At 66.4% G+C, this 17,103-nt stretch carries 12 protein-coding genes and 2 pseudogenes; 9 read left to right on the forward strand and 5 right to left on the reverse strand.

Features of this window, described 5'->3' with window-relative positions; all coding sequences use genetic code 11:
* Window positions 1-492: 492 nt before the first annotated feature.
* Together PHA84_RS20725 and PHA84_RS00015 are read left to right on the forward strand one after the other, a co-directional pair.
* Window positions 493-938 (forward strand): annotated as a pseudogene (locus tag PHA84_RS20725) (IS110 family transposase); the annotation flags it as partial.
* Between the two features lie 325 nt (window positions 939-1,263).
* A complete protein-coding gene (locus PHA84_RS00015; RefSeq protein ID WP_270886030.1) occupies window positions 1,264-1,599 on the forward strand; it encodes a transposase in 336 nt (111 codons plus the stop codon).
* Window positions 1,600-1,971: 372 nt separating this feature from the next.
* On the opposite strand, the pseudogene PHA84_RS00020 reads toward PHA84_RS00015, so the two are convergent.
* The 4 genes and pseudogenes from PHA84_RS00020 to PHA84_RS00035 form a co-directional block, all read right to left on the reverse strand.
* A pseudogene (locus PHA84_RS00020) lies at window positions 1,972-3,157 on the reverse strand (IS256 family transposase); the annotation flags it as partial.
* Window positions 3,158-3,861: 704 nt separating this feature from the next.
* Window positions 3,862-4,458, reverse strand: coding sequence for a GNAT family N-acetyltransferase (locus PHA84_RS00025; protein ID WP_270886031.1), 597 nt, complete (start codon window positions 4,456-4,458; stop codon window positions 3,862-3,864).
* 252 nt (window positions 4,459-4,710) lie between these two features.
* On the reverse strand, window positions 4,711-5,415 hold the full coding sequence (locus PHA84_RS00030; protein WP_270886032.1) for a toll/interleukin-1 receptor domain-containing protein: 705 nt from the start codon (window positions 5,413-5,415) through the stop codon (window positions 4,711-4,713).
* Window positions 5,416-5,499: 84 nt separating this feature from the next.
* The gene (locus PHA84_RS00035) at window positions 5,500-5,853 is read right to left on the reverse strand and encodes a hypothetical protein (RefSeq protein ID WP_270886033.1); all 354 of its coding nucleotides are present in this window, start codon (window positions 5,851-5,853) and stop codon (window positions 5,500-5,502) included.
* Between the two features lie 1,337 nt (window positions 5,854-7,190).
* On the opposite strand from PHA84_RS00035, the gene PHA84_RS00040 reads away from it, so the two are divergent.
* The 7 genes from PHA84_RS00040 to PHA84_RS00070 all read left to right on the forward strand — a co-directional run bounded on the left by PHA84_RS00040 (window position 7,191) and on the right by PHA84_RS00070 (window position 15,051).
* Window positions 7,191-7,472 (forward strand): type II toxin-antitoxin system RelE/ParE family toxin, encoded by a 282-nt coding sequence (locus PHA84_RS00040; RefSeq protein WP_270886034.1) that lies wholly within the window; start codon window positions 7,191-7,193, stop codon window positions 7,470-7,472.
* Window positions 7,473-8,622: 1,150 nt separating this feature from the next.
* Complete coding sequence (locus PHA84_RS00045) at window positions 8,623-9,870, forward strand: hypothetical protein (protein WP_270886035.1); 1,248 nt, start codon at window positions 8,623-8,625, stop codon at window positions 9,868-9,870.
* Window positions 9,867-10,391 carry a hypothetical protein gene (locus PHA84_RS00050; protein WP_270886036.1) on the forward strand — a complete coding sequence of 175 codons (525 nt, stop codon included), beginning with the start codon at window positions 9,867-9,869 and terminating at the stop codon, window positions 10,389-10,391. Before PHA84_RS00045 ends, PHA84_RS00050 begins: the two co-directional genes overlap by 4 nt.
* Before the next feature lie 15 nt (window positions 10,392-10,406).
* Window positions 10,407-11,072: a vWA domain-containing protein gene (locus PHA84_RS00055; RefSeq protein ID WP_270886037.1), complete on the forward strand. Its 666-nt coding sequence runs from the start codon at window positions 10,407-10,409 to the stop codon at window positions 11,070-11,072.
* Window positions 11,072-12,040 carry a protein phosphatase 2C domain-containing protein gene (locus PHA84_RS00060; protein ID WP_270886038.1) on the forward strand — a complete coding sequence of 323 codons (969 nt, stop codon included), beginning with the start codon at window positions 11,072-11,074 and terminating at the stop codon, window positions 12,038-12,040. The genes PHA84_RS00055 and PHA84_RS00060 overlap by 1 nt, the downstream gene beginning before the upstream one ends.
* Window positions 12,037-13,017: a hypothetical protein gene (locus PHA84_RS00065; RefSeq protein WP_270886039.1), complete on the forward strand. Its 981-nt coding sequence runs from the start codon at window positions 12,037-12,039 to the stop codon at window positions 13,015-13,017. The genes PHA84_RS00060 and PHA84_RS00065 overlap by 4 nt, the downstream gene beginning before the upstream one ends.
* A gap of 1,257 nt (window positions 13,018-14,274) precedes the next feature.
* Window positions 14,275-15,051 (forward strand): DinB family protein, encoded by a 777-nt coding sequence (locus tag PHA84_RS00070; protein ID WP_270886040.1) that lies wholly within the window; start codon window positions 14,275-14,277, stop codon window positions 15,049-15,051.
* 54 nt (window positions 15,052-15,105) lie between these two features.
* On the opposite strand, the gene PHA84_RS00075 is transcribed toward PHA84_RS00070, so the two are convergent.
* Complete coding sequence (locus PHA84_RS00075) at window positions 15,106-16,902, reverse strand: hypothetical protein (RefSeq protein WP_270886041.1); 1,797 nt, start codon at window positions 16,900-16,902, stop codon at window positions 15,106-15,108.
* Window positions 16,903-17,103: the final 201 nt, after the last annotated feature.

Genomic DNA, 17,103 nt, shown 5'->3' on the forward strand with positions numbered 1-17,103 from the left:
AGTGCTTACGACCCAGCCCTGCATCAAGCACATCAGCAGGCACTGCACCCGCGGACTTGACTTAGGTAACTCAAACGCCGCATCTCCGACGCCATCTTCCGACAGCTCGTCACCGATACCGCAGCAGCCCGGCCCGAGAGCGTGGACGCGGGTCCGGGAGGGCACCGCGGGGCGTCACTTCAATCCAGCGCGGCCGGCTCACATCCGCACACCGGCACTTCACTATGTGTTGGTGAGCCGGTGCTGGTCTGGCTGCCCCTTAAGGGACATGACGGCTGGTCGCGCGTCAGGATGCTGGCGTGGGTGGGTCTGACTCCTCGGCACTTCCGACGTCGCCTACGGGTGGCTGTCCTTCATCCGACCTGTCGACCGGCCCAGCTCACATCCCTATGTGGCCGGGCGGGCCGTCATGTCCTGATAGGGGTTTGACGAGGTCCCGATAGTGAACTGACTGACGCCCGCCCGGCTGCACCCACCGGCACAAGATCAATGATGCGACACGAGCATGGACGGCAACAGCGTCAGCAGCCGGGACGCACTGATGGGGCCGGGTGGGTGTACGCCGGGATCGACACCCACGCCGACACCCACCACGTCGCGGTCATCGACACCCACGGGCGCCCGGTCGACGACCTGCGGGTCGAAGCCACCGCCCGCGGCTACCGCGAGGTCGTCAGGTTCCTGGCCCAGTGGGTGGGCGTGGCGCTGGTGGGGTGGAGTGCACCGGCAGCTACGGCGCCGGTGTCACCCGAGCCTTGACCGAGGCCGGCTACGACGTCCGGGAGGTCAACCGCCCCAACCGGTTCGACCGGCGAGCCCGCGGCAAGACTGACGTCTTCGACGCCTACTCCGCCGCCGAAGCCGTCCTGTCCGGGCGGGCCACCGCGGTACCGAAGGGAGGCGACGGGCTCGTCGAGGCGCTCCGCGCACTGCGGACCACCAGGTCCTCGGCCCTGCGGGAACGCACCGCGACGATCAACCAGATCAAGGCCATGCTGGTCGCCGGCCCGGAGAGCCTACGGGCCCGGTACCGGGGACTGTCGAACAGCAAGCTGACCACCGCGCTGGCAGCTTCACGCCCACCGGCCCAACCGGTGACCGCCGAAGAGGCCACCGCCTACTCGCTGCGGGTCCTGGCCCGCCGGTACCGGATGCTAAGCGAGCAGGTCACCGATCTGAAGGGCCAGCTGACCCGGCTCCTGGACGGCCACGCCCCCGGCCCTGATGTCCGTGTTTGGGGCCGGGCCGGACACTGTCTCCCAGTTGCTGATCACGGCCGGAGACAACCCCGCCCGGCTACGCACCGAGGCCCACTTCGCCGCCCTCGCTGGGGCCTGCCCGATCCCGGCCTCCTCCGGCAAGACCAACCGTCACGGGCTCAACCGGGCCGGCGACAGGCAGGCCAACTCCGCGCTCTACCACATCGTGATCGTGCGGATGGCCCACCACCAGCCCACCCGCGACTACGTCACCCGCCGAACGGCTCAAGGCCGCACCAAGATGGAAATCATCAGGTGCCTGAAGCGCTACCTCGCCCGCCACCTGTACCGACTCATCTACGACACCCTCGCCGGCCAGTCCCCGGGCCTGAATGCTTGACGGGCACCTATAGGAGTGTCGGATCAGCCACTTCCCGGACCCGCACCAACGACGCTACGCCCGGCCGCCGCGACGCGAAAGACCCACCTCAAAGCGACCGGTTGACAACAGAAGGGTGCCGAAGTGCTGCACCGTGATCCGCAAGCGGGCCGAGCAGCGCCGCGGTCAGACGGCTTCATGGTGCCCCCATTAAGGCGTTGCCTGGGCGACCAGTACTCGATCCCTACCCGCCGGTGCCCGGGGAAGGGGTACCAGCATCACCGATCCGGAGCATGGGAGGGGACAGCGCCCCGCGGAGTGGTGGGCTTTTGAGGTGTTCCTCGGTGCCAACTCGCCGCTTTGGAGGGCGGCGATGGCTCCAGTATTGCCGTTGGGCTTGAGAAGGGCCATGGAGCCCTCGGAGAGGTAGCGGCGGTCCCCGGATTGCCATTCGTCGTGCATGTCGGCCAGCACCGCGCCGACCAGCCGGATGACGGCGGCCGGGTTGGGGAAGATGCCCACGATGCGGGCTCGGCGCTTGATCTCCTTGTTCGCCCGCTCCAGCGGGTTCGTGCTCCAGATCTTGGACCAGTGCGCCCGAGGGAAGGCGGTGAAGGCGAGCACTTCAGCCTTGGCGTGGTCCATCAGCGGACCGATCTTGGGGAACCGGGCGGCAAGCTGGTCGCGGACCTCGTCCCAGGTGGCCGAGACGGTGTCGGCGTCGGGTTGGGCGAAGATGGTGCGGAACACCGCGGCGACCATGTCCTTGTGGCTCTTGGGCACCAGGGCCAGCAGGTTCCGGGCGAAGTGCACCCGGCAGCGTTGGTGGGCCACCCTCTGGAAGCATCGGCGCAGCGCGGCGACCAGGCCGGCGTGCTGGTCGGAGATGACCAGTTGCAGGCCGCTTAGGCCGCGCTTCTTCAGCTCGGTCAGGAAGCCGCGCCAGAACACCTCGTCCTCGCTGTCGCCCACATCCAGGCCCAGGACCTCACGGCCGCCGTCGGCGGTGATCCCGGTCGCTACCACCACGGCCATGGAGGTGACCTGGGAGGTGTCGTTGCGCACGTGCAGGTACGTCGCGTCAAGGTACACGTACGGGAACTCGGTATGGTCCAGGCGCCGAGTGCGGAAGGCGGTGACCACCTCGTCCAGCCCGGCGCAGATGCGGGAGACCTCGGACTTTGGAGATACCGGCGTCGATGCCCAGCGCCGCGACCAGGTCGTCCACCGAGCGCGTGGAGACCCCGGACACGTAGGCCTCCATCACCACCGCGTACAACGCCTGGTCGATGCGGCGCCGCGGCTCGAGGATGACCGGGAAGAACGACCCCTTACGCAACTTGGGAATCCGCAGGTCGACGTCGCCGGCCTGGGTCGACAACAGCCGCGACCGTGACCCGTTGCGCTCGGTCACCCGCGCCTGGGTGCGCTCGTAAGGGGCGGCGCCGATCTTCTCGCTCGCCTCGGCCTCGATCAGCTCCTGCATCACCAGCCGAACCGACTCGCGGATCAGATCGACACCCTCACCGGCGCGGAACGCCTCGAGCAGCTCGGACACGGCAGACTGGGACAACGCCATCGGTGGGACTCCTTCGGATGAGTACTTGGCCGTACACACCGAAGATCCCGCCGATGGCCCCAACACCTCCGAAGCCGCGCCGCTCACCCAAAACCCCACCACTCCACGGGACGCCCACTGGGAGGGGACCGCCGGCGCTCGGGGCGTGTGCCCCAGTTGTGCTCCCGCGCTGGTACGGCCTGCAGTAGATGCAGTCAGATCCAGCCGCCTGAAGCAGGGCGCAGCCAGGGCGACGGCGCTATGGGGCCTTCGCAATGAGAAGGTCAGGGGTTCGAATCCCCTCAGCTCCACTCTCGGGCACCCTGTCTGACCTACGCAAAAGCGCCAGGATGGACAGGGTGTCTTGCTATGTGACCCTCCGGGCTTGTGCCCCCATGTGACTCCCGCGCACGCATGCAGTCCATGCACTAGGTTTGCCCTTCTCACTCCGGATCGGCACTGCTTACGCCTGGTAGCCACGCTCGGACCGGTTGGGCTTTGCCATGCGGGGGGTGCAGTCCCGGGTGAGGACCGTCGTGCCCGCCTGCATAACGGGCGGCGGACGTGCTGGCTGGGGACATGGTCCCGATGCCCAACAGCGCCCAGAAGATCGCCCACTTCCTGAGCGGCAGCGTGGCCGCTGGATGGGCATCTTCGGGATCCGACCCAGCGGCCGGGGTGCCGGCTGCTTCTGCCGCGTACGCCCGCCCGCCCGATGCCCGCTCTCAAAGCGCGGCTTTGGCGGCGAAAGGACGGCACCCGCTGTGGCGGTCATGCAGGGTGCCGGACATCGCGGTCGTGGGGCTGCGCGGAGTCCGCCTATCGCAGCATGCGTTCTCTATCAGTCCGTCGAGGTCTGGATCGACCTGCTCGGTCCCGTCGTATGCGAATCCGTTCTTCTCATAGAAGCGTCGAGCCCGCCTGTTCTCCTTAGCGACCCACAGCTGTGCAGGCCGCCCGCTAAGGGCCTCGTCAAGGAGAGCTTGACCAACACCGTCGCCATAGCAGGTGGACAGCACGTAGAGGGCGTACAGCTGCTCACCGCGCCGCGGCGGGTGCCCCTGGTGCTCGGTGGCCGGACCGCGCGCGACAAGCCCCACGATCCGGCCTTCGTGCCGGGCGACGCGGACCCGCTCTCCCGCATCTCCTCCTGCGAGCAGACCCGACCACATCACCCGCTTACGGTCGCGCGCGGCGTCATCATAGAACCGCTCCGGGAGCAGCCCACCGTAGGCTTCGCGCCACGCCTGAATGTGGACCGAGGCCAGCTCCTCGGCGTCATCGGGGCACGGCACAACAACCTCGAAGGCCGTGGTTGCCACAGTGCATACTCCCACGCCGCGCTGCCTCGTTCATCGCGAGGGCCGCAATCCGGTTGAGCAATGCGTGACCAGAGTCAAGGACCGAGGTAGAAACAAGCTGCTGCTACCGCCCACAGCTTGGTCGGCAGCCGGCGGTGGGACGCACCGCTTTGCGGCGGTATGACGCATGGCGGGACACATCACCGCCTGCTGAACCACCGCCGTTACGCCCGGGCCGGCGCCCAGGGAAGAAGCATGGCTACAGCTGCGCTCCTACACGGTGACCAATTCGGCGATCTTCTTGGCGATGTCCTCCCAGGAGTCCTCGTCCGTGCTCAGCCCGTTGCGGGAGCCCAGGAGCGGGCTCACTGACCGAATCTCGTCATAAGTCACGCCGTGCGCGACCGGGATGAGCAGGTCCCGTGCAAGCAGTTCCGAGAGTTCCTTCTCGGACACCCCGCCGCTCTCGATGCGCTTGAGGAATGCGGGCGTGATGAGCACGAGGCCGATCCGCGTCTTGGCAAGGCCCTTGTCGATCTCCCGCATAAACGGCTGGCCAAGGACGATATCTCTCTCACTAAACCAGACCGACACGTCCTCCGCCTCGAGGAGGTTGTGCAGTTCGGTCGCAGACTCGCGGCGGTCGTCCCAGGCGTGGCAGAGGAAAAGGTCGTAGGACTCAGCCCGCGGTCCCACCGCCTCGACCTTGCTGCGGTACCGGTCCAGTGCCGCGACCTCGTCGGGGGTATACGTAACGGGCGAGTTGGCCGGCGACCACCGAGGCCGCGCCGATCGGCCACGACCGCTGCTGGAGGAGTTCCCTCCGCCGCTGCTGCGGGACAGTGCGGGCGAGGAGTAGTACGAAGGCGACGTGTTCGGCGAGTAGGACCGGTACGAGGACCGGCCGCCGCACGCCGGACAGTTCGCGGCGGCGTTCGACGTGCGGTGACCTTGGACAGGTGCGGTGCATTGAGCCATGGTCCGAGGGTACGAGAGGCCGCCGACAAAGACGCGGAGCAGGGCGACTGGTCGCGGCGCTCGTCGTGCAGGCAAAGGGGGGCTCTAGCAGTCCCCAAGGTCGGTCGCTTCATCCTTCGAGGCGACCAGGAGCGACGCATCGTCTACATGGTTCTTCCGCAGCTGGTCCCCGTACTGGGAGCCTGTGAAGAAGGCGACGATAGGACGGTAGCCCTTCATCACGGCCTCCACTTGCTTGCTCCGCACCTCGACGATCAAGCATCCTGGTTCATCCGCGTCCTCAAGGCCAAATCTCGCACCTGCAGGGAACTCCATGAGAATTTCCCTCTTGGCTTCCGCGAGATTGGTTCCTTCCTCGAAGCTGACGGTGTAGATGACGATGCGTTCCTTGGGGCCGCCACTGACCGCTCCGTACTTGGGTTGGTCACCATTCACCATGGGCAGAAAGGCCGCGCCCGCTGTGTATCCGGGCGCTTGTTGATGGTGCGCGTCCCAGTCCTCTCTCAGGGCGCCGTAGCCCGTGAGCCGAGCAGGAGGTGCTGGGGCGGGGCGCGGGGACGAGGCGGATGTGGTCGGAGTGGTGGCGGCCAACGGCGCGGATGTGGTCGGAGTGGTGGCGGCGACGGTCGGCGAGCTGAATGTTGGAGGCGACGTAGAGGTGCTGGGTGCTTGCGAACTTGTCGTTGTTGAAGTTGGGGTCGAAGGTATCGGCGCGTTGGTGGTAGAACGCGTCGTGGAACTAGAGAGTGGTGCGCTGGACCGGGCACTCGCTTTCGGCGCAGCAACGAAATTGCTCGTCGTTGTGGTGGGAGCGGGGGGAGTGAGTGCGCCCCCCACGATAAGGGCCAGAAGGGACACTCCGGCCGTCGCGGCCGCGGCCTTACGTGTGCGCAGTCGTGCCCACCGGGCGTGTCCGATAGCGGTTGCGATCCCGAAGCCGACGAAGCCGACGAGCCCCACGAATGCAAAGCCGGCAGCAAGCGCGCCCCCCAGCCCGCAGATCAATAGCAGGAGGGCAGCAACGACACACAGGATCACAAGGAGGATCGGGAACCGTTCCCTGCGGGGAGTGGTGGTTCTAGGCACTGCTTAGTCCTCGCTCTAACTGTGGCTGGCGGATTCAGTCTGAGGCATTAGGGAGCGGTTCGCCCCTCATGTTGGCAAATTGTGCAGATGGTCGCGCTCTCCGTGCCTTCGGCGGACCTTCCTTCGGCGCGTCTGACAACGAACCGTCGAGGGGGCGCACCGAAGATCGCGATTCGCGATGCGGACGCCATGGACAGCTGCAGCGGTCACCGAGGATCACCAGTGGCGGATGCTCGGCATGGACGGCAGGTGCACGACCGTCAAGAGGTGGTGGTGTCGCTGCCAGTTGTTTGCTGACCAACACCGCCCCGAGCCAATCACGGGCGAGGCTCCGCTGCCAATTACATGAACGAACTGGGCGAGCGCCTAGCCGCGCCTGTTAGGTCGTTCCATCAGGAAGTCCCGGATTCTTGAAGCCATGCTCGCAGAATTGTCGGCGTTGTCATCCAATCGGCAACGGCTCAAGCTGCCCTGCACAATGAACGCAAATCCCGAAGAATCATGGCGACTCCAACAAGCATTTTGCCCAGGCGCATGAGGTCGGCCCCGCCGATCGCGAACCCAAGGCCCGAGGTGATGTTCCCGACCCACACTAGGCTTTGACGCTCCTGCACAATGGCGCTCGCCACTAGCGCCATGCCGAGACCGCAAACCAGGAAGGACAACCCGAACCACAAGTCGGAACGCAGGTGAATGATTCCGTCCAAGAGGATGGCCCGACGCTTGGCCGGCCCCTAGTCGACCGGATCAAGGGTTCGAGGCGACACAACCTGAAGGAACTGCGGCCGGGCAGTTCCGGGTCCAGTGAGGTGCGCGTCTTGTTCATCTTCGACCCGCAACGACAGGCCGTCCTGCTTCTGGGTGGAGACAAGTCCGGGGCTTGGTCGCAGTGGTACCGGCAGAACATCCCTGAGGCGGAGCGCCGGTATGAACGCTGGCTTGCCGGTGACTATGACGACGAAAGGACGTGAGGACGATGGCTAAGAACTGGTCGCAGGTACGTGGGCAGGCTGCGCGCTGCTTGACTCCGAGCAGGTCGATGAGGCCAAGGAGCACCTAGACGAACAGGTCCGCGCGTACCGCCTTGCAGAGGTGCGTCGGCGTCAGGGAGAGAACCAGGTCGAGGTTGCGAAGCGGATGAAGGTGTCCCAATCGCGACTATCCCGAATCGAGTGAGGCGACCTGAGCCACACAGAGCTGGGCACCCTGAAGTCCTACGTCGAAGCCCTGGGCGGCCGATTCGAGGTCAGCGCGACGTTTGGAGACGAGTCGATTCGCCTCAACTGAGTCGACGGCAGGCTTGTGCCCCGGTTGGTGGCCACAAATGTTTCGTTCGCGGGCTTGGTCGTTCGGCAAAGGCTTGAGGTGCGGCGGACCGGTCGATAGGTCACCGGCCCCATGGAGCTCCGGCTGAACCCAGCCCTGCGGGGACTATTCTTGTCGCCAGTTCGGGTGCCGTAACGGATGACCCGGTCCAGCCGGCCGTGAAGAGGTTCGTGAAGGACAGGGTCTGGCAGTACATCTGCGCCGGTACGTGTCCCGGGCCGCAGGGATCCTGCAGGCGTTGATGGAGGAGCCACCCTGGCGTGGAATCCACGTCGGGCGGCTCCCGCGTCAAGCCGCCACGCGGACCGGTGGTCGACCGACCTTTCAGTCCGCGCCGCGCGCCTCGTCCCGGCGCATGGCTCAACCACAGCGCCGGCGTCCCTAGGCGGCATGCCGGACAAACGCCAAGCTGCGGTCCGCGCCTTGTGCCGCCGACGACAACTGTGCGGATGCCCGAACCATTCGGCCTCCTCCCGTCTCGGGCGAGTGAGCAGCCAGTCTTCGTGCTCACCGCCGTCCGAGTGCCCCCACTCGCCTGCAGCGCCCTGCGGCCCTGACCGTGTCGCCCACGGTTGGGGAGCCACTCATCTTGCTGCGGGGAGTCTCGGTCAAATGGGCGATATTTGCCAGAAACGCCCCACCGGGGGCCTCTTAGGATGGAACACTCTCGCACGGACCTCACCGCACGAGTGGTGCCTGGTCTGCCGTGCCTGCGCAGCATCCGCCACTCGGCACGTTTATACGAGGCGGGCCGGCGCAAGCGCTCGAGGGGGTAAGGCAATGACTCATCCGTCTGTGGCGCTGCTGCGAGACGTTGCGCTGGACGATCGGATGCAGCACCACGCTCCTGAACTGAGACGGCTAGCAAACGCGATCGAGGAGGGCGGTCTGGCCTTTTCTGAGTTCGCCTACGTTGACCTGCCCAGGCAGTTCGACGGGCACGAGCTGATCCAAAAGGCTCGACCGTCCTGGCTCGCGTCGGTTCAAGCCGCCCCAGCGGTTCTGGTGTACCTGCCCTTGATGTTCACGTGGGCGGGCCTGGCAATGGCCTCGGCCGCCCAAGGACGCCTGGTCGCACGCGGGGTGTCGCCGGAGGGAACATCGTTCCTCGGTCTGTGGCAGACCGGTTTTCAGGGCGAGCTTGCTACGCCCTTCCGCTTCGGAAACGTAGCGGGGCTCACTGCGCTGGCGCTCGTGCTGACACTGGCCACAGTGCTTCTGGCGGGAACGCTCGGGCGGCGGTGGGAGCGCGACGAAGCGCAGGCCTCTTCCGCCAGCGCCAAAAAGCTGGCGGCCGCCCTCCGTCAGGCCGACAGGTACCGCTCCTCCTGGCGAAGTCAGTTTGAGCATCAGTCGCGCGCGGATCTGTCGGCCGCGGCGTCAGAGGTGAAGGGCCTTCAGACGAAGGCCCAGACGCTGATGACCAAGGCCGTTCGCGCGGCAGAGTCGCTTGATGAGCAGAGCCAGTCTCTTGCGTCGGCGGTCATTGCCGTTTCAGAGACTTCGACCCAGGTCCTCGCCGCTGGGGGGCGAGTTCAGCAGGCGTCAGAAGCCGCCCTCGCCACCAGTGGACGCATGGATGTGTCCCTTGCTGCCCTCGTCGATCTGATTGCAGAGACCGAGGCGCAGGTTACGGCCAACGCGACGGCCGCCCAGCAGCGTGTGGAGCGGCTAGCCGATGAGCTGACCAGGCTTCTCGAGGACTACAGCCAGGGTGTCAGCGCCGCAGCGCTGCAGGCCATCGGCGAGATGGCCCGGGAGGGGTCGGGACGGCTGCTGGAGGCGCTTGGTGCAGTGGAGCAGCAGCTCCTGGCGGTATCGGAGGTCGTGCGGGCCGGCATGGCCACGTCCCTAAGCGTCGTTGATGCCAGTGGTCAACTTCTGACGCGAATGGACCGTTGGGAGCAATCAGCCCGGATGTCGACCGATTCGCTGCTAAGCCGCGTTGATGAGCTTGCCACCCAGACCGCGGCCGTGGCCTCGGAACTGCGGGCAGCTTCGGCCTCGATGCGCGAACCGGCGGCCATGGGTGGGACTGGATGAGGGCATCCAGCAGGGCGGTTCCGCTGCCCCTCGTCGGCTGGCTTTTCGCCGATCTCATGCTTCTGCTGGCCATCGTGGGCTTCGGACAAGCACCCACAATGCCGCACAAGCCCTCTCCGTCGGCCACTGCGGTCGCGGCCACCGGCACCCCCAAGGCCACCGCACCGACCAAGACGACCCCCAAGGTCACCCAGCGACCGATCGGGGTGAGCCAGAACGCCATTGTGGTTGCCTTTCCGGTCCCGACCGCCAAACTGCTCGCGCACGACACGAAGGCCGTACACGACCTCGACGCTCGGCTGCGCAAGGAGATGGCGCGGATCAAGGGGCAGCGCGCAGGGATCGTGCTCACGTTCGGCGTGGACCCCGATGATGCTCGGGCGTTGGCACTCTCACACGTGGTGAACGAGCGCCTGAGGCGTCAAGCCCCCGCCCTAACGCAGGGTGCCCTAGTTCGCGACTTTGTGAGCCTGAGCGGCTCAAACGCCATCAAAATTGAAGTGTATCTATTCACTAAGTAAGGATCCATCGAACCCATGAGCGAACAAGTTCTTCCCTTTTACCTGGTCTGCGACGAGTCCGGTTCCATGACGGCTGGCATTGACGACATGAACGACGGCCTCGGCAAGCTCCATGCCGAGATCGCCAACAACCCAGTGGTCGCGGACAAGACGCGGTTCGCGGTGATCGGATTCTCCGACGACGCTGAGGTCCTCCTGCCGCTGTCTGACCTGGCCGATGTGGAGGAGATACCCGGACTCACAGCCAAGGGCGGGACCTGCTTCGGTGCCGCCTTCAAGAGGCTGAAGCAGGAGATCCAGAAGGATGTGGGCCAGCTCAAGGCCGACGGCCACTCCGTACTCCGCCCGGTGGTCTTCTTCCTGTCAGACGGACAGGCAACCGACCGTGGTTGGGAGAGCGCCCACGCAGACCTGGTGAGCCCCTCGTTCCCCGCGTACCCGAAGATCGTTGCCTTCGGCCTGGAGCAGGTCGACGAGAACACCATCAAGCGGGTGGCTACCTTCAAGGCCTTCATGGCCGACGGCGGCGTCAGCCCTGCGGTTGCACTGCGCGAGTTCGCCAGTTCGTTGACCAAGTCGATCGTGCGGTCGGGCAGCACGCTGGCCGGGACCGGAGCCCCGACCCTGCAGGTGGAGGACTCAGTCCCGGGCTTCACATCACTTCCCCTAGACCAGATCTGATGAGCACGGCCGACCTGGGGCATGTCTCCGTGGTTGACACGGCGACCGCGGACGGGTTCGAGGAGACGCCTACCGAGAATGTCGGTGAACCTCAGACGATGCTTCCCAGCGTGCCAGCGTTCCCGGGCCCATTCACGCCAGGACGCCCGGCGCGGGCCCCCAGCATGCCGAATGGCCTTCTCTCGGGGGAGTTTGAGGCGGACACGGTCCTTGATGGCGGTCAGGTGCTCGGTGGCGTGGTTCGAGCCGCGTCAGTTCGTGGTACGAGCCACCGCTGGGACAATGAGCCGCGCCAGGACGCGATGCTCGTTGGTCGCGTCGAAGTCGAATGGGGCGAGGCAGCCGTTCTGGTCGTGGCCGACGGGGTCGGGAATGCGGCGCATTCGGACCGGGGCTCCGCGATCGGAGTGAAGGCGGCAATGGACTCGGCACGGCACTTAATCCAGGAGTGGGCCGATCCGGGGACCGTCGACGTGGACCAGTTCGCTCGCCGCGTGATGGATGTGGCGTCGGAGGCAATCGCCTCCGAGGCCCATGAGCGCCAAGTTTCACCGGCGGAATTCGCCACGACGCTCTGCCTGGCAGTGCTCGTGAGGGGCGAGACGGGGACCGTCCGGGCGTGGGTGTGCGGTGTCGGTGACAGCGGCCACCGTACTCTTCGACGTGGTGCCTTCGACGTTTTGGACGGGACAGAGGAGATCCAAGACACGCTCACCGCGGCGCTCCCGTCGACTAGCGTTCCGACCGTCACGTCCGTCGACCTGCTACCAGGAGATTGCCTCGTTCTCGCCACGGACGGGGTCCTGAACCTGCTTCTAGACCAAGAGCGCAGCGCGCGGTTCGCGAGTCAGCTGTCTGTGTCCCCCGACATGGGCTTGGCGCACTACCTGTGGGTGATTGACGCGTCGGTGCGCAGCTTCGACGACGACCGAACGGCCGTCTGCTTCTGGGCCGGTTCGGCGCGGTGACACCGAACAACGGCGCGCCGGCGCCCCGGGTGCCGGTCCGCCAACGCAGCTCGCTTGCCGTCGTCGAGGGCGGCGACAGCGGAGGCCAGGGGCGCGTGCGGCTCTTAAGAGACCGGTCTGACCTGGTCTACAAGGAGTTCCACGACGCAGGCAAGCTGGACCGTGGCGCGATGGACCGAATCTTGCGGCTGCCCGCCACGATGAGCGAGGCCGACCGAAGCACCCTCCTGTGCAACACGGCGTGGCCGGTGGAGCGTGTCGACGATGGGTCGCGGTTCGTGGGCTTCCTCATGGGCAAGATCCCGAGCGAGTTCTGGTACGAGGATCCGGTGGTGGGACATCGACTGCTGGAATTTCAGCATCTGATGTTCCCGCCGAGGGCCACGCGCAAGGCGGTGCCCGAGCCGTCCACCGCCCAGAGACTGGCAATTCTGCGGTCCGCGGCGGAGATCTTCGCCTTCCTTCACGGGCACTCGTTCATCGTGGGCGACGTGTCAATGAAGAACATCGTGTGGTCCCTCAGCCCACGCCCCCGGGCCTTCCTGATCGATTGTGATGGGTGCCGGAAGGTGTCATATCTGCCTGTCCTGCATCAGGCGGACACTCCCGAGTGGGACGACCCGCTGCGCCAAGGCAACACATCAACCGAGGCGAGCGACCGGTACAAGCTGGCACTTCTGATCGGCAGGGGGCTTAACGTCAGGTACTCCTGGCGGCCAACAGACCCAGACCCGTTCGGGGCACGCCCCGACCTGCCGGAAAAGCAGCGGCAAGCCCTGACCCGGCTGAGCCAGGCGGCCGCAGGCCCGCTGCACACTCGTCCGTCTGCCGCCGAATGGGCCTCGGCGCTCGGCGATCGGCCGATGATTCGGCTCTCCGCGCCGGGTCCCTCGACCAACGGAGCCGTGCATCAGCCCACACAGCCCAACCCACGGAACCCGGCACGACCCAAGATCCGGCTCCGAGAGACGCCGTGAGTACCACACCCCTGTCGGCATCAGCCGCGCAGCTCATGACCGACGCATGGCGTCGGCCACCCGGCGGAATCGTGGAAGGCCTTGCGCTAGATTCCCAAGAGCGTCTCATCGGCGCCTGGGACACCGTGTTGCTCGAGGCTCGCCGGGGTCGCTCCCGTCATGTGTCCAATCGCGGGACGGTGCGATTCCCCATCATTGGCGGCGTTCGAGGCAGCCTCAGCCAAAGTCGCGGCACAACGGACAGTGAACCGGATCGACTCCAGCAGATCGACCAGGGCCGCTTCATGGTCACCAGCGAGCGCGGCGTGTTCGTCGGTCCCCTGGCCAACAGGGCCTGGCCGTGGAAACGCATGCTCTCCCTTGACGCCGAGCCGAGCGTGGGCCTGCTAGTGGTGGCCATCACCGGCCGGGAACGCAGCATCTGCCTGAGGACCTCGCCAGCGCAGATGAGCGACATCCGGGACATCATCGCCGCTGTTCAGTCGGGGTGGCCGGCTACAGGGCTACCGGCCTCTTGGCCGCCTGCGGCCCGGGCGTTGCCCGCGCCGGGGTCGAATCCCGGCCCCTCGGCACGCCAGCGCCCCACAATCCGACTCACACCGCCGCCCGGTCCGTAGGCATCCTCATTCCCTGTCCTCGACCTTGCCCGCGGCGGGACCGAGGCCGAGCAGGCCGAGCATCTACCGGGTCAGAGGTTCCCCGGTGCCCATCGGGGCGTTGCCTGCGTGACCAGTGCAAGAACTGCACGCGCCGATGCCCCGCCAAGGGTGCCCGCGTCTGTCACCGATTCGGAGCATCAGGAGAACCGCCGGCGCTCGGGGCGTGTGCCCCAGTTGTGCTCCGATGCTGGTGCGGCCTGCAGTGGATGCAGTCAGATCGCGCCGCCTGACGCACGGCGCAGCCAGTGCGACGGCGCCATGGCACCTTCGCAATGAGAAGGTCAGGGGTTCGAATCCCCTCAGCTCCACTCTCGGGCACCCTGTCTGACCTACGCAAAAGCGCCAGGATGGACAGGGTGTCTTGCTATGTGACCCTCCGGCTTGTGCCCCCGGGTGTGACAGATGAGCAGCCATGGTGTCTGTGCACGCGATTGCCGTTCTCACTGTCGATCGACGCTGGTCACGGGTAGGTAGTCGCCTTCGGACGAGTTGCGGCTTCGCCGTTCGGGATGTGTTCGCCAGATCCATACGTATGGAGCCCCGCACCGATCGCGGCAGATCCGGGCTTGGCGTCGGCGGTGCGACCTAGCCTGTCTCCATGCGGCGCTTCCACGACGAGGACCTCACCGACGCAGAATTCCGCGAATGCGACCTGAGTAGAGCACGGATGGTCGGCGTGGTCATGCAGGGTGCCGAGATCGACGGCCTGGTCACCAATCTCGTGGTCAACGGAGTCGAGGTGATGTCGTACGTCGAGGCGGAGCTCGACCGCCGTCACCCGGTACGGCTGCTGCTCCGTTCAGAGCAGCCGGACGACCTGCGAGTGGCCTGGCGGCAGCTGCGGGACGATTGGACGACGACCACCGACCGAGTTCGGTCCATGCCCGAGAACAGCGAACATCGCGGCGTTGACGGCGAGTGGTCGATGGTCGAAACGCTGCGCCATCTGGTCTTCGTGCACGACTCTTGGTTCCGACGGTGCGTGCTCGGGCTCACCGAGCCGTTCACGGCCATGGGGCTGGGTCCGCCATCCGTCATGGGCGAGGAGGACGAACTCGACCCGTCCGCCCAAACGAGCCTCGACGAGGTGCTCGCCGTACGGGTCCGCCAGGCTTCAGAGATCGAGACATGGCTGGCCGGCGTCACGCCTGATGAGCTCGCGCGGATCGCGCCAGTCCCTGACGACGAGAGATGGCCCCCGTACGCCAAGGGTCGGACGGTGCGCCAATGCCTGGGCACCGTGCTCAACGAGGAGTGGGCTCACCACCGGTTCTGCGAGCGTGACCTGGACAGGCTGGCGCGTCAGGTCTCTCAGTGTTCTGTCCTGACGGAGCGTCGCCTCACGTCGCCGGACCACTCGCCCGCGCCGGAGTGACCCGGAGCGGGCCGCCGCGTGGGCCTTGCGGGTCGGACCACCATCGGGTTCACTTCACTGGGTTGTGAAGGCGATGTCGTCGTAGATGGGCAGCGGTGACGAGTCGCCCGTCGTGAGGAGCAGTCCGATCGATGCCTGCAGGATGTAGCTGCACTTGGGCAGGGATGAGACCGCGACCGGGTTGTTCGCCGCGTCGAGCAGCTGGTTGACGGAGCCGTGGTAGTCCGCTGCGATGGCGGGCAACGCGTAGTGATACGGGCCGCCCGGGCCGGACACCGTCAGCGACATGCTGCTCAGGTTCGGGTGTGCAGCCGTGTAGTCCACCGTCAGGGTGTTCTGGATCCGTGCGCATCCATGGCCGATGAGCTCTTCGACGTCGATGCTGACGGGCGCGAGCTGACCGTTCACCCTCGTGGGTACCCAGGAACCGTGCTTCTGCACATGGTTGTACGTCGTGTTCGCGAGCGCGACTCGCTCGGCGATACCTGCCTGGACCTGCGTTACGGGCTGTCCGACCTCACGCATCACCATGCGCACCGCGACGTACTCGTCGATGGCGAGGCCGGCGGGTGCGGTGCTCTGGCCGGCGACGACTCCTGCGAGGTCATGGGTCTGCGCCGACAGTGTTTCGCTGTTGAGCCCGAGCAGGTTGTTGTCGGGCACGAACAGTCCCGTGGTGAGGCTGTTGTCCTGTGGGACCGCGATCCAGCCCTGGGCGTCGGGGGTCACCGCGATCTCGTCAGGTCCGTTGGCGCCGAGTACGACGACGGCCTTGGTCTCGACGGGTGGCAGGGTCCCCGTGAGCCGTTCCCAGGTGCCGATCTGCATCGCGACCATCTGCGCGGGCAGCACGGGCTTCCAGCCGCTTCCGTCGTCATACTCGAACCTGTACTCGGCGGGCTGGCCGTTGAGGAGCCGCCCCAGGACACCGTTGAGGCGCAAGGACGCGTAGAAGGCCCGGTTGTCGGCGATGGTCCGCCCGGTCCCGCCCGACGCGCTGTCGAACCCGGTGACGGTCTTGTAGACGCCGATGTGGTCGAACCAGGGGTACGGCTGGTCGGTCCCGCCCGGGGCGTCGGCGACACAGAGGTCGACGCAGAAGCAGGGGCCGACGTTCTGGCGGTCGGGGCTGCGGCCTCGCGAGCGCGACTCCTGAAGCAGGACGCCGGTAGGCCCGTCGACCCGGAAGTAGACGTCGGGTCCGGGGACCAGCTCGATGTTGATCCACGGTGACCATGGCGTCTTGCTGAAGTCCGCAACCGTGTAGTCGATCCGGAAGTGGCCGGTCGCATCGGTCACCGCCGAGCCCAGCGCGTCGTCCTGCAGCCAGTCGACATCGAAGGCGCTGACCTTGACCCCCGGAACCCCGACCGTGGTGTCACACACTCGGACGTCACCGCAGATCGACCACCACCCAAGGCGGCCGCGGATGCCGCACCAGATCCGGTGGGGGATGTCGTAGGACCAGGCTGCGGCATACCCGCCCTCGGTCTCCCGCCATTGTGGTGCCAGCGTCGTGAGGGTGAAGGACAGCGGCTTGGGTGGAACCCGGTGCCCAGTCATCGTCCCGCAGAAGATGTCGACGTCGAACGCCCCGCCGTCGTACCCCTTCTCGAGCTCCACCGTGAAGCCGCCGTTCGCGTCGACGACTCCCTCACCAAGGACTGAAGAGGCGCGCTCCGCGGCGACCGACTCCTCGAGGACCGCGGTGGTCTGCTTCGGCTCAGCAGCCGCTGCGTGGCTGATGCGGTCGCCCGAGCTGGTGACGAGCCTGACGGTTGCCCCCACCAGAGGTTCTGAACAGTCGTCGCAGAGAAGGCCGACCAACCGGCCCGAGATGACATATGGCATGGCAGATGCTCCTAGTACGGCAGACCCCCCATGAGCCTGGACCTACCTGGAAGGAGCAACTGCCGAGTGCGCTGATACTGGCCACGGGACGCCTGCGCTACACCACGCGGAGGGACGTCACCCGCTATGTGACGCGTTGGACCTGTGCCCGCATATGACTCTCTGTCCGATGACGGTCAGATAGTGGAGGCGGCGGGGGTG

This window comes from Pedococcus sp. 5OH_020, assembly GCF_027812955.1.
In the GTDB taxonomy this organism is placed as follows: domain Bacteria; phylum Actinomycetota; class Actinomycetes; order Actinomycetales; family Dermatophilaceae; genus Pedococcus.